The sequence below is a fragment of the Flavobacterium azizsancarii genome, from assembly GCF_027980145.1.
Lineage (GTDB): Bacteria > Bacteroidota > Bacteroidia > Flavobacteriales > Flavobacteriaceae > Flavobacterium > Flavobacterium azizsancarii.
In genome coordinates this window covers 21,527-43,152 of sequence record NZ_JAMZNK010000017.1, presented here as the reverse complement: position 1 = coordinate 43,152, position 21,626 = coordinate 21,527, and the positions used below count along the sequence as shown (strand labels likewise).

Annotated in this window: 17 protein-coding genes; 11 read left to right on the top strand and 6 right to left on the bottom strand. The window is 34.6% G+C overall.

What is annotated here, in order from left to right; translation table 11 throughout:
• The first annotated feature begins 91 nt into the window (after positions 1–91).
• Positions 92–1,042: an alpha/beta hydrolase gene (locus NJT12_RS12105; protein WP_271336173.1), complete on the top strand. Its 951-nt coding sequence runs from the start codon at positions 92–94 to the stop codon at positions 1,040–1,042.
• A 79-nt stretch (positions 1,043–1,121) separates the two neighbouring features.
• Here NJT12_RS12105 and NJT12_RS12100 read toward each other — a convergent pair whose 3' ends face one another.
• From NJT12_RS12100 to NJT12_RS12090, 3 genes are all read right to left on the bottom strand, one after another.
• Entirely contained in the window at positions 1,122–2,531 is a 1,410-nt protein-coding gene (locus NJT12_RS12100; protein ID WP_271336172.1) for a PepSY-associated TM helix domain-containing protein, read from the bottom strand.
• Positions 2,532–2,603: 72 nt separating this feature from the next.
• Positions 2,604–3,839 (bottom strand): DUF4374 domain-containing protein, encoded by a 1,236-nt coding sequence (locus tag NJT12_RS12095; RefSeq protein ID WP_271336171.1) that lies wholly within the window; start codon positions 3,837–3,839, stop codon positions 2,604–2,606.
• A 27-nt stretch (positions 3,840–3,866) separates the two neighbouring features.
• Positions 3,867–6,260, bottom strand: a complete 2,394-nt coding sequence (locus NJT12_RS12090) for a TonB-dependent receptor (RefSeq protein WP_271336170.1) — start codon at positions 6,258–6,260, stop codon at positions 3,867–3,869.
• 107 nt (positions 6,261–6,367) lie between these two features.
• Between NJT12_RS12090 and NJT12_RS12085 the strand changes: the two genes are divergently transcribed.
• From NJT12_RS12085 to NJT12_RS12060, 6 genes are all read left to right on the top strand, one after another.
• Entirely contained in the window at positions 6,368–7,402 is a 1,035-nt protein-coding gene (locus NJT12_RS12085) for a helix-turn-helix domain-containing protein (protein ID WP_271336169.1), read from the top strand.
• Between the two features lie 502 nt (positions 7,403–7,904).
• Positions 7,905–8,219: a hypothetical protein gene (locus NJT12_RS12080; protein ID WP_271336168.1), complete on the top strand. Its 315-nt coding sequence runs from the start codon at positions 7,905–7,907 to the stop codon at positions 8,217–8,219.
• Between the two features lie 73 nt (positions 8,220–8,292).
• Positions 8,293–8,850, top strand: coding sequence for a 2'-5' RNA ligase family protein (locus NJT12_RS12075; protein ID WP_271336167.1), 558 nt, complete (start codon positions 8,293–8,295; stop codon positions 8,848–8,850).
• Positions 8,851–9,173: 323 nt separating this feature from the next.
• Positions 9,174–10,097, top strand: a complete 924-nt coding sequence (locus tag NJT12_RS12070; protein WP_271336166.1) for a helix-turn-helix domain-containing protein — start codon at positions 9,174–9,176, stop codon at positions 10,095–10,097.
• Between the two features lie 293 nt (positions 10,098–10,390).
• Entirely contained in the window at positions 10,391–11,116 is a 726-nt protein-coding gene (locus NJT12_RS12065; RefSeq protein ID WP_271336165.1) for an SDR family oxidoreductase, read from the top strand.
• Between the two features lie 286 nt (positions 11,117–11,402).
• Positions 11,403–12,167 (top strand): SDR family oxidoreductase, encoded by a 765-nt coding sequence (locus NJT12_RS12060; protein ID WP_271336164.1) that lies wholly within the window; start codon positions 11,403–11,405, stop codon positions 12,165–12,167.
• A 178-nt stretch (positions 12,168–12,345) separates the two neighbouring features.
• Here the strand turns inward: NJT12_RS12060 and NJT12_RS12055 are convergent, their stop codons facing one another.
• Entirely contained in the window at positions 12,346–12,819 is a 474-nt protein-coding gene (locus NJT12_RS12055; protein ID WP_271336163.1) for a PepSY domain-containing protein, read from the bottom strand.
• A gap of 150 nt (positions 12,820–12,969) precedes the next feature.
• Here NJT12_RS12055 and NJT12_RS12050 point away from each other — a divergent pair, with 150 nt between their 5' ends.
• Complete coding sequence (locus tag NJT12_RS12050) at positions 12,970–13,686, top strand: DUF4386 domain-containing protein (protein WP_271336162.1); 717 nt, start codon at positions 12,970–12,972, stop codon at positions 13,684–13,686.
• 107 nt (positions 13,687–13,793) lie between these two features.
• On the opposite strand, the gene NJT12_RS12045 is transcribed toward NJT12_RS12050, so the two are convergent.
• Complete coding sequence (locus NJT12_RS12045) at positions 13,794–14,492, bottom strand: LytR/AlgR family response regulator transcription factor (protein ID WP_271336161.1); 699 nt, start codon at positions 14,490–14,492, stop codon at positions 13,794–13,796.
• Positions 14,489–15,532 carry a sensor histidine kinase gene (locus NJT12_RS12040; RefSeq protein ID WP_271336160.1) on the bottom strand — a complete coding sequence of 348 codons (1,044 nt, stop codon included), beginning with the start codon at positions 15,530–15,532 and terminating at the stop codon, positions 14,489–14,491. The genes NJT12_RS12045 and NJT12_RS12040 overlap by 4 nt, the downstream gene beginning before the upstream one ends.
• 105 nt (positions 15,533–15,637) lie before the next feature.
• On the opposite strand from NJT12_RS12040, the gene NJT12_RS12035 reads away from it, so the two are divergent.
• The 3 genes from NJT12_RS12035 to NJT12_RS12025 are packed head-to-tail and all read left to right on the top strand — an operon-like array spanning position 15,638 to position 21,456.
• Complete coding sequence (locus tag NJT12_RS12035; protein WP_271336159.1) at positions 15,638–17,083, top strand: TolC family protein; 1,446 nt, start codon at positions 15,638–15,640, stop codon at positions 17,081–17,083.
• A gap of 10 nt (positions 17,084–17,093) precedes the next feature.
• Entirely contained in the window at positions 17,094–20,378 is a 3,285-nt protein-coding gene (locus NJT12_RS12030) for an efflux RND transporter permease subunit (protein WP_271336158.1), read from the top strand.
• The gene (locus tag NJT12_RS12025) at positions 20,368–21,456 is read left to right on the top strand and encodes an efflux RND transporter periplasmic adaptor subunit (RefSeq protein ID WP_271336157.1); all 1,089 of its coding nucleotides are present in this window, start codon (positions 20,368–20,370) and stop codon (positions 21,454–21,456) included. Before NJT12_RS12030 ends, NJT12_RS12025 begins: the two co-directional genes overlap by 11 nt.
• Positions 21,457–21,626: the final 170 nt, after the last annotated feature.

Genomic DNA, 21,626 nt, shown 5'->3' with positions numbered 1-21,626 from the left:
TTTTAACTTTCTTTAAAATTCATAAATCAATAAAAAGTTCTATTTTTGAATATCTTCCAATACATTATCATTGAACTAAATCACAATACAATTGAAAACTCCGAAAAAATCCCACTGGAAAAAAGCTTTTATAGTTCTTGCGCTCGTTGCAGGAATAACAAATGAAATGCAGGCACAAAATCAAATAATCCCGATTTGGAATAAAATACCGGATCAAATTAAAGCTCCGGATTACAAGGAAAACCAAAGTATCAAAGACGGAAAAGTGCAAAGCACAAGTTTAGTTTCAATTCCTACTTTGAGTATTTTTTTGCCAAAGGAAAACAAACCCAATCAAGCGGCAGTTCTTATTTTTCCCGGCGGTGGATATCAGCATTTGGCTATTGACAAAGAAGGTACTAAAGTTGCTGAATGGCTTAATACTTTAGGAATCGCTGCTTTTGTGGTAAAATACAGATTGCCAAGTGATAAAATAATGAAAAACAAAAGTGTTGGACCGCTACAGGATGCTCAGGAAGCGTTGCGTTACGTGAGACAAAATGCTATAAAATATAATATTGATCCTACCAGAATTGGAATTATGGGCTTTTCTGCCGGCGGACATTTAGCCTCGACTTTAGCGACGCATTATGATGATAAAGTTTATGATACAAGTTCTAAAGTAAGTGCGCGTCCGGATTTTGCACTTTTAATTTATCCTGTAATATCAATGGTTGAAAATATTACGCACAAAGGTTCACAAACCAGCTTAATAGGTGATCATGCTTCTCAGGATGTTCTGGACTATTTTTCGAATGAAAAAAGAGTAACAGCTCAAACTCCTCCCACTTTTTTAGTACATGCCAGCGACGATCAGACCGTTATGCCAGAAAACAGTATTAATTATTATTTGGCTTTGAAAAATAACGGAGTTCCTGCTGAATTGCATATCTATGAAAAAGGCGGACACGGTTTTGGACTAGGTGTAAAAGATACTAGCAAATTCTGGACAAGAGACTGTGAAGAATGGCTTAAAACCCGCGGATACAGCAATCAAAATTAAAGTAACACAAAAGGCGAAACTCATAAAGTTTCGCCTTTCTAACTAACATCAAAAAGTATAAAAACGGATTCTCAGTCCGTTATACTGACAATTCTTTCTCTAACACTTGCTTAGGTTTAGCGATGGGAATTGCTTTTGCCGCAACCTTTGGAGATGAAACAGTTTTTTTGCCAAATTTCTGTTTTCCCCACCAAATTAAAAATCCCGTAATGGGTAAACTTGCCGAAATCAGACTGGCAAAAAAAGCAATAATTTTTCCGGTAAGTCCAAGGACAGCGCCCACATGAATATCATAATTCATCCTGCGAATTTTATCCGGAATATTGGCTTCGATATATTTTCCTGAAAAAGGAGTTTTTATCGATATTTCTTTTAAGGTTTGCTGATCAAAACTATAGCGATCCATATTATAATAGGTGTTCTTTTGTTTGTAAACAAATGCGCCAATAGGGTCCGCTGGCTTTTCAGGAATACTAATCATAATTCCTGCAGCCTGAGGATTTTCTTTTGCTATGTTTTTTAAAACCCTGTCAACTGTAGACAATTCAAATGTTTTGACGTGCGTTGTATCAGATTTTGGAGATTCTCTATTTTCAACTAATGGTTTTCCGCCGGAAGTAACCCAATATAAGGATTTACTCCACCAGCCAAAACTCCATACCAAGCCGGTTACAGCAATAAAGAACAGAAAAATACAACTGTAAAACCCCAGCACATTATGCAAATCATAATTGACACGTTTAAAACTGGCATCTGTTTTTATTTTGAAACTTTTATTAATAATTGACTTAATCCATTTGGTTGGCCACCAAAGTACTATACCTGAAATCAATAGAATAACAAAAATTATAACCGCCACACCTACAATTGGCCTGCCAATATCATAAGGCAGCCATAAGGCACGATGACCATTTAAGATCCATCTGAAAAAATCCGGGGAATCTGTTCTTGAAACTGATTTTATATTAAGAATCTCACCTGTGTAAGGATTCATATATATACTGGTAAAAACACCACTTCTTCTCTTTTTGGGTTTTTCTTCTTTTCCTTTTCCCTTTGCTTTTCCTTTTTCTAATGTTTTTCCTTTCTCGCTATCGTTTTTAGCAATTCCTTCTTTTTTCCCTTTTCCTTCTTTGTCTTTTCCTTCTTCTTTCTTTTGGATAAAGTATCCCACAATGGCGGCATCCTCTTTTTCTCCAAAAGTTACACTGGTTGCATGTTTTCCTTTCATTGCTTTATCTGCAATTGTAACCAACTGGGAGGGCAATAAAAAAGCTTTTTCCTGAGGTTCGACAAAACGCCAGTCTTCAATAAAATCTTTAATTTCATTTTCAAAAACATAAATACAGCCCGTAATACTAACAATGACGACGATAATACCAGAAGCCAGTCCGAGCCATAAATGCAGCCAGGCCATAACACGCTTGAAAAGCGATTTTTTACTTTTTTTCTTATTTGAACTTGATTTTGATTTTGAAAAAGAAAACATATTTAATAACGTATAAGGATAAATAAAAAAACCGCAAGCCCCGAAAGGCCTACGGTTCAAAAAAAACCAATTTTAATATTTTAACTTCGCAATTGCAGTAATTTGACCACCTTCGACTTTCATACCTTTAGTAGCAACCGCAGTTGAACCATTAATAGTATAAATCCAGTTTCCTTCAGGTGTATTAATACCAATTACAGCAGAATTTCCGTCTTCTGTAGTAATATTATAACGACTTGTAGCCGAAGTTAATGTTGCGGGAACATTCGTTACCCATGTAAATGTTTGGTTGTAAACATCTGCAATAGCCAATTTAGCTGCTCCGTTGTTTTTACCCACATTACCGTACATCAACAATAAAAATTTACCTTTTGAGATATAACTTGTAGCTGAGATTTTGTACCCTCCTGATTTTTCCTGTACATTAAAAAAGTATGACTGATCAAATTCTGTAGTTCCTTTTTTAATTTTAATAATTGCAGATGGCTTTTTAGAAACCAAAACTGAATTACTTGTTGCGATTGCTCCTGAGAATCCATACGCATCACCGTTTTCATCCTGAAACAATCCATTTGTAAAATAAGCACCTAAATAACTTGTACGGTTATCTTTGATTACTTTTTCTAATTTAAGCTCCGGATAGTTGTAAACAGCCACCCAGGTACTATCCGGATTTACAGTTCCAAAATTATCAACTCCATCTCCTTTGATACTCATATACGGCATATATACTTTATCTCCAACCTGAGTCGCCCAGGTATAAAAAGCTCTTTCTCCGTTTTTTGCTAATTTTTTAGTGTCGTGTTGCGCTTCACCGGTAATTAATGATTTTTCAGCATCAATTTTATACATTGAAGCAATCGAAGCATCACCGCTTCTTGGAACTTTTATTGTTAAGATATCTTTGTTTACTGCTGCAAATACCTGTACGGTTTCAGCCTGGAAATTCGATTTTTTCACCAATTTTCCTTCTGTATTCAGATTATAAGTAGTTACTGCACCAGGGTTTCCTTGTCCGTAAAGTAAGCTAAAGAATTTATTTTGATTGGTAATATAATAACGGTACGAACCGTCTTGCTCTAATCCGTTTCCTGTTGTTGTAATAGATCCTGTAGAAATATCATCAGCCGTCAGTAAATAATCTGCAATTCCTGCTGCTCCTGTAGTAGCAGTAATAATGTATTTTGTTTTACCTGTATCTCCTCCTCCACCTGGTTCGCCTGCAGATTTGTCAGAATCACTGCTGCACGAGAATGATGTAAAAGCCACTACAGCCGATAATATCGCTAATTTGCCCATTTTTTTCATAATAGTTTATTGTTTGAATTATTAAATTTATTTATTTGATTTGGTGAAAAAATACCTGAATTTTATATTAAAAGCACGACTTGGTTTTTGCAGCGAAAAGTTGTCATACAGCTTGTTGTCTAAGACATTTTTGCACTCGAATGCGATATTGTATTTACCATCTGCAAAGGTGTAAACCGCATTTAAATCATGATTAAATTGTTGTGGTATATCAAGTTTACCATCCTTGGTACCGCGGCTTGGCCATGATAAATAATAGTCGTGTACATACAAAAAGTTGTAGCCAATAGATAAATTATTACCTTTTTTTATACAATCATAAAAAAATACTGAAGCATCCAGATTGCCAAAAAGAAAAGGAATATTAGGCACTCTGTCTTTGTACCATAACGACACAAAATTTTCGTTTGGTTCGTATTTCGTCATATTACGAAGATTTTGATACGTCATATTCATCCCCGCAGTAAATCTATTTCGGTATGAATATCTCACTTCACCATCTATACCATAATTTGTAACTCCTTTTTGGTTCACATTGGTTACCATTGTTTGATTCAGATTCAATTCAGGACGAATAAAATCAGTTGCATCCCGATACAAAAGATTTACATCGAATGTCATCGCATTGACTTTCTTAAAACTAGTCTGATAACTGAATCCAAGATTAAAATTGTTACTTGTTTCCGGCTCAAGTCCAATATTCCCCGCTATATTATTATTTACGTTTCCAAATAATTCTTCAGGAGTTGGCAATCTGTAGCTTTTTTCAAAAGACCCCTTTAACTGCAGATTATGTTTTAAGTAATAACTGCTGGCGGCACCATATCCAACCAGATTTTTGTTGTTAACATGTTCTCTGTACGCAATATCACCAGTTGTACCGGAAGGGTTGTAACTTTCTGAATAAGTACTTTTTAAAGAGTAATTTTTGATAAATACAGATGTGCTCCATTTCTCATTGTAGTCAAATTTGTAACCTGCGCCCAAAACATTTTTTTGTGTTTTTTTCGGTTGCTTATATACTAATGATTCCGGAACCAACTCATCGCTTTCTTTACGATCAAAAGTATTAAACGTGTTATTTAGCATAAAAGAATGTCTTAGTCCTAAAGCATACGTAAAATTTGCTGTGGCTATACCATTATTATTTTTGAATTTACGCAGCGTACGGCTACGTTCACCACCTAATCCTACGAGTTCTCTGTAATCTCCAAACCAGTTATACCTTCTATAAACGGTATCGACATTCTGTTCTTCACCAAAATTAAAATTACCCGTAACGTTAACATTTAGCCCTTTTGTAAATAAATCTTTTACCTGATACTTTACTGTTGGCATTAAGATATTTCCTGTGCTGTACACTTTTCCAAAGACACTCGTCATTCGGGCTCCAGTTTGAATATCGGCTTTGTTTTCTCCGGCTGTAAAACCAAATAATAATTTATCAGCGTATTTTTTACCTGTTATTCCAATATTAAAAATCACCGTCTCGTTGCGATAACTATCATGAAACCTTCTCACACGGGCATTTGGAAAATATTCGCCTGTGTACAAATCGGCCGCTTCAACATTTACCCAATAATTATTATCTGAATAATTCTGAAACGCGTTAATTTCAGTAGTAAAACCACTTTTTGCCGTATATCCCGCATTGATAGTCGTACGATGTGTATTGAATGATCCAAAAGAGTACGAAGCATCCAGATAAGTGCGGGGTTTAGAATTTGTTACAATATTAACCGCACCTCCAAGAGCATCTCCGCCTAACCAGATAGGCACAACACCTTTGTAAACTTCTATTCTGTCAGCAAGATTTATTGGAATATTATTCAATTGAAAAGACGAACCAAAATTATCCATAGGCACACCATCAATAAAAAACTTTACCTGATTACCTGAAAAACCATTAATAGAAAGCTCAGATTTAGAACCTACACCACCCGATTCACGAACCCGAACACCGGAAACCCTGTCTAATGCATGCGACAAATCGAGAGTAGAATTGTGGAGCTTTTTTGCATCAATCGCCGTAACGCTATAAGCTTGTTTGTTTACTTTATCTGTTTGCGAACGGCCTAACACTGTTACAGATTCTAATTGATTCAATTCACTCTGTAACTGAACAGAAAAACTGACATTACTTGCTAAAACTTCAATGTGTTTTTTTTGAGTTGAGAAACCAATTGCCGTAATTTTTAAAACATGTTTTCCCGGCTTTACATTTTTGAAAATAAACTTTCCGTTTTCATCAGAAATAATACTTAAGTCAGTTTTTTCTATATTAATTGTGGCATAAGGAATTGTTTGCCCTGAATTTTCTGTTACCTCTCCACTTACTGAAACTCCCAGTTTTTGCTGGGAATACGATAGGATTGTAAAGAAAAAAAATATACTAAAAAATAAAAATTTGTGAGTTGTCATATCTTTAATTAGACTAATTATAAATAACTTTGGCGCAAAAGTACCATCAACAACTCTAAAAAAGATAGGGAAAAACGGATTATTATTTTGTAAAAACGGATTATATTTTGAAGATCAAATCGAAAATTTCAGGACACGAAAACTCAATTATTCAAATTGAAATTGGTGGCACTCATTATCCGAAAAATTATTTAACGGAAGAGAATGTCTACATAAAAAACAACGATTCAGAAGAAATTAAAAGCCATCATTTGATTACAGACGGAATGGTTTTACTGGATACACAAATGCTTTTTTCGACCCCACAAACTATCATTTTTGAAATTGACGAAGAATCAGTTGTCATGAATTTTATCTGCTGCAATAATGTCGAAACTCATATTGATCAATTAGAAACCGAAAAATATTCAAAAAAGAATACCCATAATATATTTTACGCTACAAAATATAAGGCAACTTTTAAAATACCTGCTTTCGAACAAACTAACCATTTCTCAATCATCCTATCAAAAGATTTTTACTACAAGATTATCAACGAAGACTGGGAACTTCATGAGAAATTTTCAAAAAATATCTTGCTTAAAAAATCCAGTTATCTGACCTCAAAATACATTCCGTTTACGCCAGCGATACAATGGGTAATTCACGAAATAAAGAATTGTAATCGTCAGGGCGCATTAAAAAAAATGTATTTGGAAACCAAAATCAAGGAACTGCTGATACATCAACTTGAAAAAATCATAACCATACCGGTACAAAAAGATCAAATTGATGAAGACGATTATAATAAATTACTGGAAGCGAAACATATATTGGATAAAGATTATGTTCATGCACCAACATTAACAGAGCTTTCAAGAACGATTTCGCTAAATGAATTTAAGCTAAAAAAAGGATTTAAAGCTTGTTTTGGAACTACTGTAAAAAGCTATATTATTAAACTCCGAATGGAACATGCCAAAGAACTATTTCAGAATAAGGCTTCGACCGTTAGCGACGTAGCATATAAATGCGGCTATAAAGATGTGTCACATTTTTCGGCAGCTTTTAAAAATTTCTATGGTTTTTCTCCCCAGAAATTCAAAATCAATTGGGACTTTATTCATATCTGGATTACCGGAATTCTAATATTCACCCAATAAAAAAAGGGTCTTTAGACTTTGTTACAAAATAACGTTATCTAAAAACCCTGTAAAATTAGACTTTTGTATGCTTGCAAACTTATACAAAGCCATCCATCATCAAATGGATATGTCAAATTTCATTGCAAAAAAAAAAAATGTTTCTCCAAAAACAGTTAACCTGTAGTATCTGTAATGTTGTTTAAAAAGGCAAAAAACATCACCTATATCGATTTCTACGCGACAAAATTACAAGCTACTTTAAAGAAAACATTACGGCTTTCCTCATTCATGCAAAATATTTTTATCCAAAAAACGCTAACACACTAATTCTCTGAGGTTATCGTTTATTTAACTCTAAAAAAAAATATCTCTTAAAAACACTTTTTTCAAGAAATTGCTAAAAACCTTACTTTCTGAATTGCTTAAATATTCAAATTAAAAACTCAGAAACTCTATTTCTTATCCTGGATTAAGTCCAAACTATTATTTTACTTCTAAATTTGCAAATAAAATATTGATTATGAAAACATATGAATTCTTAATACTCGGAAAAAACCAACCGATCCTGGAAATTTTACTACGACTGGTAAACGCTTACGAAAACTGGAATGCAATAGCTTTCAATGACGAAAAAACAGCTCAGACATATTTCTTAAACAACAAAATTGATATTGTTTTATTAAGTTCTGCGATAGAAGAACAAGTCGAAAAAGATTTTACATCGTTTTGCATCAAACACCAACCTGAAGTAGAAGTAATTGAACATTTTGGCGGAGGAAGCGGATTACTTAAATCAGAAATAGAACACAGATTGTATTTAAAGGGAAAACTTTAGGTTTCCTTATTTTTAAAGTATCGATCATACGTTTTCATTTTAAAATTTAAATTTGCATAAAATCCAATCTTAAATGGAAAAGAAATATTCAGTTGTTATTCATCCTTCAGAAGAAATTATACAAATTATCAAAACCATGAAAGAAGGTTTGGCTTCCAGAATTGGTTGGTTCAACAGCAAAAATTCAGTAGCTCACATTACAATTTGCGAATTTAAAATTGATGATTCTCAAATCGATAAATTCAAACAAAAGCTGGGTAAAATCGCTGATACGTTTACTCCTTTTCAGGTACATTCAGATCATTTCGATTCTTATCCAAATGGTGCATTCTTCATTGGTCCTGACGAAAACTCTAAAGTACAACTGAAATCTATCATGAAAAAAATTCAGGATACACTCCTGATACCTGGTAAAGACAGAAGCAGCGATCCACATATTTCTATTGCAAGAAAACTTAGTCCTGAAAATATTGCAATTGCAAACGAATTATTTACCACAATTGATGTTCGCTTTTTGTGCGATCATATAATATTACGAGAATTAGAACCTAAAAAGCAATATTTCGTAATAGATAGTTTTTCTTTTGGCAGTAATCCACAACCGGAATTAATTCAGGGAAGTTTGTTTTGATGGGGTTGCCGCAAAGGCACTAAGACACAAAGTTTATTTATTAAATACTGCTATCTTGGGATCCTTCGCTCCTCAGGATGACAAAAATGAACAAAAAAATCAGCTTAAATCCGTTTAAATCTGCTAAATCTGCGTGCTAAAAAACATAAAATTCTAAAAGCTTTGTCTTCAAGCAGCTTTGCGAACTCTTTGCGTTTACTAAGCGCAAACTAAAAAATTGCGGCCTTTGCGGTTAAATAAACACAAAGCAAAGCAACCTGAAACTTCAAACTAAAAAAACAATCTTTTAATTTTCGTATATTTGAATTTTACAATTCACTCTTATGAAATCACTAGATTCATTCTACCAGGATATTACCGAAGGCTCTTCTGTAGAACCAAGCTCATTATTACCCAACGACATTAAAAAAGAAATTGGTCATTTTAATGTTTTTGATATTAAAGAACTTTTGGAAAGAATGCAGGGAAAACCCGGGATGCCATATGATCGACGTGCTTACTACAAAATCAGTTTGATAAAAGGTAAAAATCGAGCTGAATATGCCGATAAAATAATCGAAATCAACAAACAGGGGCTTTTATTTGCTACACCAAAAATTCCTTATAATTATCTTCCGCAAGACACCAATCAATCCGGACAATTTTGTGTTTTTACAAGTGAGTTTTTATCCAAAAACAAAAGCGGAATTGACTTAGATGAACTTCCTATTTTTGCATCAGACGGATATCCTATTTTTCAGCTTACGGATGAAGAAGTTGCCGAAGTGGAATTGATTTTCAACAAAATACAAAAAGAAATTAATTCTGATTATATTTATAAATATGATTTAATCCGAAATTATGTGGCGGAGTTAATTCACTTTGGGCAAAAATTGCAGCCTATAACCGCTTTGTATTCCAAACATAATTCGGCAGCAAGAGTTTCCTCTTTATTTGCTGAATTACTGGAAAGACAATTCCCAATAGAATCACCAAATCAACGATTAGAACTGAGAACAGCCAAAGATTTCGCCGAACGATTATCCGTTCATGTGAATCATTTAAATAAAGTTTTAAAAGAAAACACCGGAAAAACCACCACTGAACTCATCAGCAGCAGATTAACCAATGAAGCAAAAGTACTCCTAAAACAAACCGATTGGAATATCTCTGAAATCGCATTTTCATTGGGTTTCGAGGAACTGGCGCATTTTTCTAACTTCTTTAAAAAACAAACAACCTATACGCCTTTAGCATTCAGGAATTGATTATAGAATATAGATCATAGAATATAGATTATAGAATATAGATTATAGAATATAGATCATAGAATATAGATCATAGAATATAGAATATAGATTTTGGAAAACTTTGTCAAAGTTTTAAACTTTGACAAAGTTGAACACCAAGTTTTGGAATTTGGAATTTATTTTTTAGAATTTATTTTTAGATTTATTTTCTTCCCTTGGTTTGAATTTCGCAAACATCGATTTGATATTTACAATTCCCTAAGCCTACTTCGCTCCTACCTTTGTCCTATCAATTTAAAAGAACGAAAAAGATGAACTTATCAAATAACAAAATTCTAATAACAGGTGGCGCAAGTGGTATTGGACTTGGCTTAACCGAAAGATTTATTCAGGAAAACAACACTGTAATTATTTGCGGCAGACGAGAGTCTGTTTTAAATGAAGTAAAGGCAAAATTCCCAGCCGTAATTACAAAAGCATGTGACTTAGCAATCGAATCTGAGCGTATAGCGCTTTACGAATGGATTGCAGAAAATCATCCTGATTTGAATGTTTTAATTAACAACGCAGGAATCCAGAAATGGGTGTCGGTTACGGATGCTGATTTCTATGAAAGTGCTAAAACAGAACTTGCTACCAATATTGAAGCTCCGTTACATTTAACGTCACTTTTTATTCAGCTAAAATCGCTTACGACCGTAATGAATGTGACTTCTGGATTGGCACTTTCGCCTTTCGCAAAAGTTCCGGTTTATTCAGCTACTAAAGCATTTTTCCGTTCGTTTACAATTTCACTTCGTCATATATTGAAATCAAAAAACATTGAAGTGATCGAAATTATTCCTCCGGCACTAAATACAGATTTGGGAGCTCCTGGTTTGCATGACGCACATCCAAGCGTAAGTGATTTTATCATCTCTATTTTTGAGCAATTGAAAGAAGGAAAAGATGAACTTACTTTTGGAACCAGTGCAACAAGAATAAACGCAAGTGTTCCGGAATTAAAAGCTTCATTTAACGCATTGCATTCTAATTAATTTGATGGAACATAATTTAATTAAACACATAGAAACATAGCTTTTAGCAACTTTAAAAAAGGCATTTCATTTATTTAAATTCACATAGCTATGTGTTAGAAACTAGTTTCTTTTACAATCTTTTTAACTCAAAATAAAATCTATGTTTCTATGTGTTTAATTTTTTTCTCGCAGATTTAAAAGATCAAGCAGATTTTATAATCTATTTAATCCTTTAATCTGTGGCATACATTTTTAATTCTCAATTTTTAATTCAATAATAAATAAAATTTAAAACATATATAAAATGGCAGTAAATACAAAAATAGCTCTTGTTACCGGTGGTAGCAGAGGTTTAGGAAAAAATATGGCAATCGCAATTGCAAAAAAAGGAATCGACGTTATCATTACGTACAACAGCAAAAAAGACGAAGCTGATGCTGTGGTAAAAGAAATTGAAGGTTTAGGACAAAAAGCAGCTTCATTACAATTGAATGTGGCGGATTCAGGAACTTTTGATGGCTTTTTTAATCAAGTTTCAGAGGCTTTAAGAAGTACTTTCCAAACAGATAAATTCGACTTTTTAGTAAATAATGCGGGAATAGGAATCCATAATTCATTTGTTGGAACAACTGAGACTGAATTTGATCAATTGACTAATATTCAGTTCAAAGGTCCATTTTTCTTAACTCAAAAAGCGTTGATCTTCTTAAATGACGGTGGCGGAATTGTGAATATTTCTACAGGTCTGGCTCGTTTTTCATTTCCTGGTTATGCTGCTTATGCCGCTATGAAAGGTGCTATTGAAACTCTGACAAGATATCAGGCAAAAGAATTAGGCACAAGAAAAATTAGAGTAAACGTAGTTGCTCCTGGTGCTATAGAAACAGATTTTGGCGGCGGGGTTGTTCGTGATAATGAACAAATGAACCAACAAATAGCATCTGTAACAGCTTTAGGAAGAGTTGGTTTACCTGATGATATTGGCGGTGTCGTTGCTTTTTTATGTACCGAAGATGCGAGATGGGTAAATGCACAGCGTATTGAAGTTTCAGGCGGAATGATGCTTTAATTAATTGTGAATTATTAATTGTTGATTGTTAATTAATCATAGTGTTAAACCCGACAGGTTTTTGAAACCTGTCGGGTTTGCTCATAATACTTAATATCCTAAAAAACAAAATCCGACAGATTGCAAAATCTGTCGGATTTGTCATTTAGAAATATATTGAGTTAGTAAGTATTCTGGTTTAATCTTTTTCGACAATCACGTCAAAACCTCCATTTTTATCAAACACAACATCATAGAATTTCAAGTCTTTTTGTATTTCTACTTCATATGTTGTCTTATTTTTATCATCTACCACAACTGCAATTTCTTTAATGGCTTTGGCAGGATAATTTTTCTTTAAGTATGCCTGAGCTTTTGCAGGAAGTTTACTCAGCGCAATCTGAGATTCAAAGGCTTTTAAAACACCCAAATTATCATAAACTGCTAATGCTTCGCTAGTCGCATTGGTTTTGAATTTGGCTTCGTAACGAATTTCATCATCATCGTCGCCAACATACTTCATTGTCCAGGTGGGCGTTTTGCCGGGATATTCTTTTTGAAAAGTATATAAAACTTTTTCCGGCGGAGTAACTGCTTTATCCGGAGAAACTCCATTTTGTCCTATTATAAAACTACTGCATAAAAAGATAATAAATAAAAAAAGATTTTTCATGATCCTGAGTTTTAAATTGACATTCGCTAAATAACGTATTAAAATTACTACTTTATTTTGAGAAAAATTAATTTATAAAAGAAATGTTAAAACAAATAGTAACATTATTCGAAATTAACCGTCTTATAACAAACCACAACCACAAAAACCATGAAATTTAGTCTTAAGAATTTCGAAAGTTCACCGCAAAATTATGCTCGTATTGCAGGAATGCTATATCTCATAATTATCATCATGGGATTCTTTGCAGAGACTTTTGTTCGAAATAAACTGTTTGTTTCAGGTGATGCTGCTGCAACAGCAAATAATATTATACATTCTCAATTTTTATGGAAAATAGGGATTACGGCTGATCTGATTATGCAAATTTGCGATTTGCCTGTAATGATCCTGCTTTATTACCTTTTAAAACCGGTAAGCAGGAAACTGGCCTTAATTAATTTGTCATTCAATTTGATACAAACAGCCGTTTTGGCTGCTAATAAATTAAATCTCTTAGCCGCATTATTCTTTCTGGGCGACGCTGATTATCTAAAATCATTTACTCCGGATCAATTGCATACTTTATCGTATCTGTCGATCAAACTGCATGATTTTGGATTTGGGGTTGGATTAATCTTTTTTGGGTTTGTTTGTCTTATTGAAGGATATTTAATTTTTAAATCAGGATACTTTCCAAAGATAATTGGCGTTTTAATGACAATAGCAGGGATCTGTTATCTGTTCAATAGTTTTGCCTTAATTCTTGTTCCGCAGCTTTCCGGCATAATTTTGTTAATGCCATGTCTGATTGCAGAATTAACATTAAGTTTATGGCTGATTTTCAAAGGAGTAAATCTACCCGTCTGGAAACAAAAATGCATATAATATATATTAAATAAAACTCAACCAGAATCTAAAAAGCCTGTCAGAAAAACATCATCACAGGCTTTATTTGAAATAATTTGAATTAGTAAGCAATCTTATTTCGAGTTTTATTTTTTTATCCGGTCGGATAATTCCCTTTTATAGGTAATCCCGACCGGTAATTTTTCATTTTTAATGACCACAAAATCTTTGTCTGTTGCTTCGATTTTATCCAGCGCTACGATATATGATTTATGAATGCGCATGAAATTTTTCTCAGGTAAACATTTTTCCAATTCGCTTGTTGTAATCGAGGCTAAATAGGTTCTTTTTATTGTGTGCAATTTTACATAATTACCAAAACTCTGCGCAAATAAAAGCTGATCAAGTTCGATATCCATAAAATAACCATCGACTTTTACATTCACAGAATTCACAACTGTTTCTTCTGTTTTTATTTTTGCGCCCTCGGTAGCAAAAAAACGATCAATTGCTTTTAAGAACCTTGGAAAATAAATAGGTTTTAAGAGATAATCTATTACACCATAATCATAACTTTCGAGCGCATATTCAGAATAAGCCGTTGTCAAAATGGTTTTAGGATGTGTTGGAATAATCTTTAGCAATTCCATTCCTGAAATCTCGGGCATATTGATATCGAGAAACATTAAATCAACAGGATTCTCACGAAGATAATCCATTGCCTCGATGCCATTATAGCCCTGAAAAACCAACTCTAATTGTGGATTTTGCTTTATATAATTCGCCAACACATAATGTGCCGCCGGTTCATCATCTACAATTATACATTTTTTGGGTTCTCTCATTCTACAAACTTTTTCAATTGCAACTTCAAATCTACAATATATGTGTTCTTATTACCATCCTGAATGTCTAATTTATAGTTTTTACCATAGATTAAATTCAAACGTTCTATTGTATTTTTCAATCCAATTTTAGTAGAAACAACATCTGTCTTTTTTGTCGGAATTGAATTGACGACATGCAAATGCAGCAAACCATTTTCTACTGTAATTATAATTCTGACATAACATTTCTCAATCGCACAAGTCCCGTGTTTAAAGGCATTTTCGATAAAAGCAATCAACAGCATCGGCGATACTTTATAGGCATTCTCGTTATCGATTTTACAATCATAAGTAATCTCGCAACGGTATCCTACCCTTTCTTTTTCGAGTTGTACGTAACTGTTTATAAACTCCAGTTCATCTTCAAGAGAAACACATTTCTTATTATTGCTTTCGAGCTGATAACGCATTAATTGCGACACTTTCATGATCAAATCCGGCGTTCTTTCGGGAAACTCCAAACTTATTCCGTAAAGTGTATTAAAGGTATTAAATAAAAAGTGTGGATTCAATTGCCCTTTTAGTGAATTGAGCTGCATTTCGTTGAACAATAAGGTTTCATCTGTTTTTTTTCTGTGAATCCTATAGAATTTAAATACGATTATAGGACTTAAAATACAAACCAGAGTTCCTAAAACACTTGCCAATTGATACGCATAACTTCGTTGATGAGAATTTTGATACAGATGACAATTACTAAACATATCGAGCATTGTAATCTCATATAAAACTACCGAAAAGACAAATACACCAAAAAGAGTTAAAATGATATAAGTTACAGGACGTTGTGTTTTGAATAAAATAGGTAAAAGAAAGAAACGATTGAATTGGGCATGCATGTATAAAACCAGATAGAAAAACACACCCATTAATATGGAAGTAAAAGAACTAAATAACATCCAGTCATTTTTTAACGTATAGATCGTAAATGAAAAGACAACAACGGCTACCTCCTGCCACCATTTGTTGTCTAATATGTTATCAAATTTTTTATTCATTTTTAATACTTAAATAGTTTACAAAGTACGCACAAATAATTAATTATTATTTCCAATAAATGACAAATTCAATTGGTCATTTATTATCGTAGTACATCATTTAACATGACATATATCAGCGCAAGAGAAATAATTTTGTTCTATCAATTTCATATCACTAATTTTATGTACTTCAGAAAAATTACTTTGTTAGTTTTCTTGATTTTTGCCTGTGGTAGTTATGCACAAACCTTGTCTTTAAAAGAAGCAGTAAAAACAGGTTTAGAAAACTACGGTTCGATCAAGGCAAAAAGCAATTACACGAATGCGTCACGCGAGACTCTCAAACAATCCAAGCGTGATTATCTGCCAAACCTTAACTTATCGGCACAACAGGATTACGGAACCATCAATGGCCAGAACGGTGTCATGTATGGTTTTAATGGTTTAGGAACAGCTTCTTCCGGACCCGCATTGCCGGATCAAAACTGGAACTCAGCTTTTGGCGCCTTGTATTTGGTCAACATGAACTGGGATTTTTTCACGTTTGGAAAAATTCAGGAGAAAATCAATTTGGCGAAAGTCGATGTTCAGGCAAAAGAAAAAGATTTGAAACAGGAAGAATTCCAACAGGAAATCAAAATTTCTGCTGCTTACCTGAACTTACTAGCGAGCCAAAGATTATTGATTTCCCAACAAAAGAATTTAAGCCGCGCAGAAGTTTTCAAAAAGACAGCTGTTGCACGGGTTAAAAATGGATTATTGGCCGGAGTCGATTCTACATTAGCTACAGCCGAAGTTTCTAAAGCTAAAATCTCTTTGAACCTGGCTAAAAACTTCGTCAAAGAACAAAATAACAAATTAGTTGATTTGATGGGAGTTGCTCCTCAGGATTTTGTAACGGACACTTTATTTGTAAATGAAATTCCGAAAGAGATTCTTCGAGGAACAGCAACTTCTGATAGTCTGCACCCTTTACTTCAATTTTACAAAACTAAAATTGATTACAGCAATCAACAAATGAAACTTTACAAACGTTTTTATTATCCAACTATGAGCGCATTTGGTGTTTTGCAAACGCGTGCTTCCGGATTTAATAGCGATTATATCACAGATCAAAATTCGTTCAACAGAAATTATTGGGATGGCGTAAATCCGGATCGTACCAATTATTTGGTGGGAATCGGAATTAGCTGGAACCTGACGACGCCTTTTAGAGCAAGCAAACAAGTAAGCGCTCAAAAATATGTTTCGCAAGGTTTACAAGAAGAATATAACCAAGCCGACAGAGAACTAAAATCGCAACTGGCATTGGCCGATGATAAAATAAAAATCACAATCGACAACTTTGCCGAAGCACCAATTCAGGTTGATGCAGCAAAAAGAGCCTATTTGCAAAAATCGACTTTATATAAAAACGGATTAACGGATTTAACGGATATAACCCAAACGCTATATACGCTGAATCGTGCCGAAATCGATCGTGATATCGTCAACAATAATGTGTGGCAATCATTCTTGCTTAAAGTAGCAGCTACTGGCAATTTTGACTTATTTATAAATGAATTTTAATTAGATCCCAATGAATTTAATACGTTTTGCACTCCGCAAACCCATCTCCATATTAGTATTGGTTGCGGGTCTATTTTTCTTCGGAATTGGTGCCATCAAGGACATTAAGGTAGATATCCTGCCAAAAATGAACTTGCCGGTTATCTATATTGCACATCCTTTTGGTGGTTATACACCGGACCAGATGGAAGCTTATTTTGCTAAGACTTATGTCAACATTTTACCGTTTGCCAATGGTGTAAAATCGGTAGAAACCAAGAATATTCAGGGGTTGATGATTATGAAATTAACCTATTATGAAAACACGAATATGGCTCAGGCTGCAGCCGAATTGAGTTCACTTTCGAACAGAATCCAGGCGGCATTTCCTCCGGGAACACAACCGCCGTTTATCATTCGTTTTGATGCTTCGTCTTTACCAATTGGTCAATTGGTTTTGAGTAGTAAAATCAGATCAAATAATGAATTACAGGATTTAGCCAACGTTTACGTTCGTGCTTCGTTTACTTCGATTCCCGGTTTATTATCTCCGGCACCTTTTGGCGGAAGCCCAAGAACTATCGAGGTCAATGTTGATCCGGATTTATTGCGTTCGCACAATATGACGCCGGATCAGGTTGTAGAAGCCATTCGTATCAACAACCAGACAGCTCCGTCAGGAAATGTGAGAATTGGTGATAAAAATTACATTACACCAACTAATAATACCATTAAAGAAGTTAAGGATTTCGAGAAAATTCCGTTGTTCAAAGGAAGCGTTCAGAACTTAACTCTTGGCGATGTGGCAACTGTAAAGGATGGTGCCGATATTACGGCAGGTTATGCTTTGGTAAACGGAAAACGTTCGGTTTATATCAGTATTGCAAAAGCAGGAGATGCTTCGACATGGGATGTAGTTCAGAAATTAAAATCAGAATTGCCAAAAATTCAAAGTACACTTCCAGAAGATGTAAAATTATCTTACGAATTTGACCAGTCGGTTTATGTAATCAACTCGGTAAAAAGTTTGATTACCGAGGGTATTATCGGGGCAGTTTTAACCGGATTAATGGTTTTACTTTTCCTTGGAGACAAACGTGCCGCTTTGATCGTAATCTTAACGATCCCAATTTCGATAATATCAGGAGTTTTATTCCTGAAATTATTCGGACAAACGATCAACTTAATGTCTTTAAGCGGATTGGCATTGGCCATTGGAATTTTGGTGGATGAAAGTACGGTAACCATCGAAAATATTCACCAGCATCTCGACATGGGCAAACCCAAGGCACTCGCCATCTGGGATGCGTGTCAGGAAATTGCGTTGCCTAAATTATTGATTTTACTTTGTATTCTGGCGGTTTTTGCTCCGGCATTTACCATGGTCGGAATTCCTGGAGCTTTGTTCCTGCCATTAGCCTTGGCAATTGGTTTCTCTATGGTTATTTCGTTTTTATTATCTCAGACTTTTGTTCCCGTAATGGCGAACTGGTTAATGAAAGGACACGAAAAACACGAACACGCACCTGGTATTACAGATGATGAAGCTGAATTTAACGATAGCGGAATTACACCGGAATCTGAGAGAGATTTGATTACTCAGAAAAAAGGTTACGTTGAAAGAGATGATACTAACAATGACGGAAAAATTGGTGCTTTCGAGCGTTTCAGAATCCGATTCATGAAGACTTTAAATAGTTTATTCCCTCATAAAAAAGCAGTTACTTTAATCTACTTAGTAGGAATTACGCTTTTGGCTGTTACCCTTCTTAATTTCATTGGAAAAGATGTTTTCCCTAAAGTAAATTCAAGTCAGTTTCAGCTAAGAATGCGTGCTCCTGATGGAACCCGTTTAGAACGTACCGAAGAAAAGGCGATTATTGTTCTGAAAGAATTACAAAAAATGGTGGGCAAAGAGCATATCGGAATTTCATCTGTATATGTAGGACAACACCCGTCGTTATTCTCGATTAACCCGATTTATTTGTTCATGGCAGGTTCGCATGAAGCAGTATTTCAGGTGAGTTTAAAAGAATATCATGTCGATATGGACGACTTTAAAGACGACTTTAGAGCCAGAATAAAAAAAGTGCTTCCCGATGTGAAACTTTCTTTTGAGCCAATCGAATTAACAGATAAAGTTTTGAGCCAGGGATCCCCTACTCCAATCGAAGTTCGTATTGCCGGAAAAGACAAAAAACGAAATGAGTTATACGCCAATCAAATTGTAGAGAAACTTAAAAAGATTGCTTATTTCAGAGACGTACAAATTGGTCAGCCAATTCATTATCCAGCCATGAATATTGATATTGACAGAACTCGTGCTGCTGAATTGGGTGTTGACATGAATGATATTTCAAGATCACTTGTGGCTTCTACCTCATCATCAAGATATACCGAGAAGAATATGTGGGTAGATGAAAGAGCAGGATTATCATACAACGTTCAGGTTCAGGTACCACTAAACCAAATGAAGAGCAAAACTGATATTGGAGAAATTCCAGTATTAAAAAATTCATTACGTCCTGTTTTAAGTGACGTTGCAAAAATTACACCCGGATTTGTAAGTGGTGAAAATGACAATTTAGGGGCTATGCCATACATTACCGTTACAGCCAACATTAGCCAGACCGATTTAGGTACGGCAGTAAAAGATGTGGATGCAACTATCAGTTCGTTGGGAGAATTACCTAGGGGGTTATTCATTACTCCTATCGGAATGAGTAAAGTATTGGTAGAAACATTAAGCAGTTTACAAGTAGGTTTATTGGTTGCCATATTTGTAATCTTCTTAATGTTAGCCGCTAATTTCCAGTCGTTCAAGGTTTCGTTGGTAATTTTAACCACAGTTCCAGCGGTAGTTTTAGGAGCATTATTAATGCTGACTATTACAGGTTCTACACTAAACTTACAATCATATATGGGAATCATTATGTCCGTTGGGGTGTCGATTGCAAATGCCGTTTTATTGGTTACGAATGCTGAACAGCTTCGAAAACGAAACGGAAATGCATTAGAATCAGCACGTGAAGCTGCAGCGTTGCGTCTTCGTCCTATTATCATGACATCTGTTGCGATGATTGCGGGAATGTTGCCTATGGCAATTGGTCATGGCGAAGGTGGCGATCAGGTTTCTCCGTTAGGTAGAGCTGTAATTGGTGGATTATTATTCTCCACTTTTGCAGTATTGCTTATCTTGCCATTGATTTTTGCATGGGCACAAGAAAAAACAACAACACAATCTGTTTCTTTAGATCCTGAGGACGAAGAAAGCATCCATTATATCTCATCATTAAATCCAAAAAATGAAAAATAACATTATACAATCGACCGCATTATTTTTTGTAGCCGTATTTTTTCTAACTAGTTGTAATTCCAAGAAAGAAGAAACTCCTGCTGCAGAAATTGAGCCTAAAACTGAAACGTTTTCTTTAGAAAAAGAAAAACTAACTACAGAATTGCGTTTACCTGCCGAATTAACCGGTTTTCAACAAGTAGACTTGTACGCAAAAGTAAGCAGTTTTGTAAAATTGCTAAAAGTAGATATTGGTACTAAAGTAAAAAAAGGACAACTTTTGATCGTTCTTGAAGCGCCGGAAATCAGTTCTCAACTAGCTGCAGCCGAATCAAGACTAAAATCGATGGAAGCTATTTATGCTACTACAAAAAGTACCTACAACCGTTTGTATGAAACGAGTAAAGTCGAAGGAACGATTTCTAAAAATGACTTAGAAATGGCCAACGGAAAGAAAAACTCAGATTACGCACAATACCAGGCAGCAGTTGCAGCCCACAAAGAAGTGTCGATTATGAGAGGTTATCTTGAAATTCGTGCTCCTTTTGACGGAGTTGTAGCAGCAAGAAATGTGAATTTAGGAACATTTGTTGGTCCTGCAGGAAAAGGATCTGATTTGCCTTTATTGACCATTCAGGAACAAAGCAAATTGCGTTTAGCAGTCTCTATTCCGGAATTGTACACAGGATATTTACACAATGGCGATGAAATGAGTTTTAATGTAAAATCATTGCCGGAAACTTTCAAAGCGAAGATCACGAGAATGTCCGGAGCATTAGACATGAAACTTCGTTCTGAACGCGTAGAAATGGATGTACACAACACAAAAGGAGATTTATTACCAGGAATGGTAGCCGAAGTTTTGTTACCGCTTAACGCGAAAGACAGTACATTTGTAATTCCAAAATCGGCTTTAGTGAATTCTGCTGAAGGATTGTTTGTGATTAAAGTAGTCAACCACAAAGCAACAAGAGTTGATGTAAAAAAAGGAAGAGAAATCGACGATAAAATTGAAATCTTCGGTGATCTAAACCAAAAAGATAAACTGGTAAAAATTGCCAGCGAAGAAACTAAAGAAGGCGATATCATAAACGAATAAACTTCGTTTAGCTTTCTTATAGTAGTTTACCAAAAACTGTACGCTTCAATGCGGCATTTTAAAATCTAATTTTAGAATGTAGATTAAAATTCACCTTTAGGGCGGTACTTGATATAGTATCGCCCTTTTTTTATGCTTTTTTGTTTTTGCCACAAAGGCGCTAAGTAGCT

Bases quoted from the DNA above. Each gene is read 5' to 3' on its own strand.
- NJT12_RS12100 (WP_271336172.1), bottom strand. From the start codon at position 2,531: ATGTTTTCTTTTTCAAAATCAAAATCAAGTTCAAATAAGAAAAAAAGT.
- NJT12_RS12095 (WP_271336171.1), bottom strand. From the start codon at position 3,839: ATGAAAAAAATGGGCAAATTAGCGATATTATCGGCTGTAGTGGCTTTT.
- NJT12_RS12090 (WP_271336170.1), bottom strand. From the start codon at position 6,260: ATGACAACTCACAAATTTTTATTTTTTAGTATATTTTTTTTCTTTACA.
- NJT12_RS12080 (WP_271336168.1), top strand. From the start codon at position 7,905: ATGAAAACATATGAATTCTTAATACTCGGAAAAAACCAACCGATCCTG.
- NJT12_RS12075 (WP_271336167.1), top strand. From the start codon at position 8,293: ATGGAAAAGAAATATTCAGTTGTTATTCATCCTTCAGAAGAAATTATA.
- NJT12_RS12070 (WP_271336166.1), top strand. From the start codon at position 9,174: ATGAAATCACTAGATTCATTCTACCAGGATATTACCGAAGGCTCTTCT.
- NJT12_RS12065 (WP_271336165.1), top strand. From the start codon at position 10,391: ATGAACTTATCAAATAACAAAATTCTAATAACAGGTGGCGCAAGTGGT.
- NJT12_RS12060 (WP_271336164.1), top strand. From the start codon at position 11,403: ATGGCAGTAAATACAAAAATAGCTCTTGTTACCGGTGGTAGCAGAGGT.
- NJT12_RS12055 (WP_271336163.1), bottom strand. From the start codon at position 12,819: ATGAAAAATCTTTTTTTATTTATTATCTTTTTATGCAGTAGTTTTATA.
- NJT12_RS12050 (WP_271336162.1), top strand. From the start codon at position 12,970: ATGAAATTTAGTCTTAAGAATTTCGAAAGTTCACCGCAAAATTATGCT.
- NJT12_RS12045 (WP_271336161.1), bottom strand. From the start codon at position 14,492: ATGAGAGAACCCAAAAAATGTATAATTGTAGATGATGAACCGGCGGCA.
- NJT12_RS12040 (WP_271336160.1), bottom strand. From the start codon at position 15,532: ATGAATAAAAAATTTGATAACATATTAGACAACAAATGGTGGCAGGAG.
- NJT12_RS12035 (WP_271336159.1), top strand. From the start codon at position 15,638: ATGACATATATCAGCGCAAGAGAAATAATTTTGTTCTATCAATTTCAT.
- NJT12_RS12030 (WP_271336158.1), top strand. From the start codon at position 17,094: ATGAATTTAATACGTTTTGCACTCCGCAAACCCATCTCCATATTAGTA.
- NJT12_RS12025 (WP_271336157.1), top strand. From the start codon at position 20,368: ATGAAAAATAACATTATACAATCGACCGCATTATTTTTTGTAGCCGTA.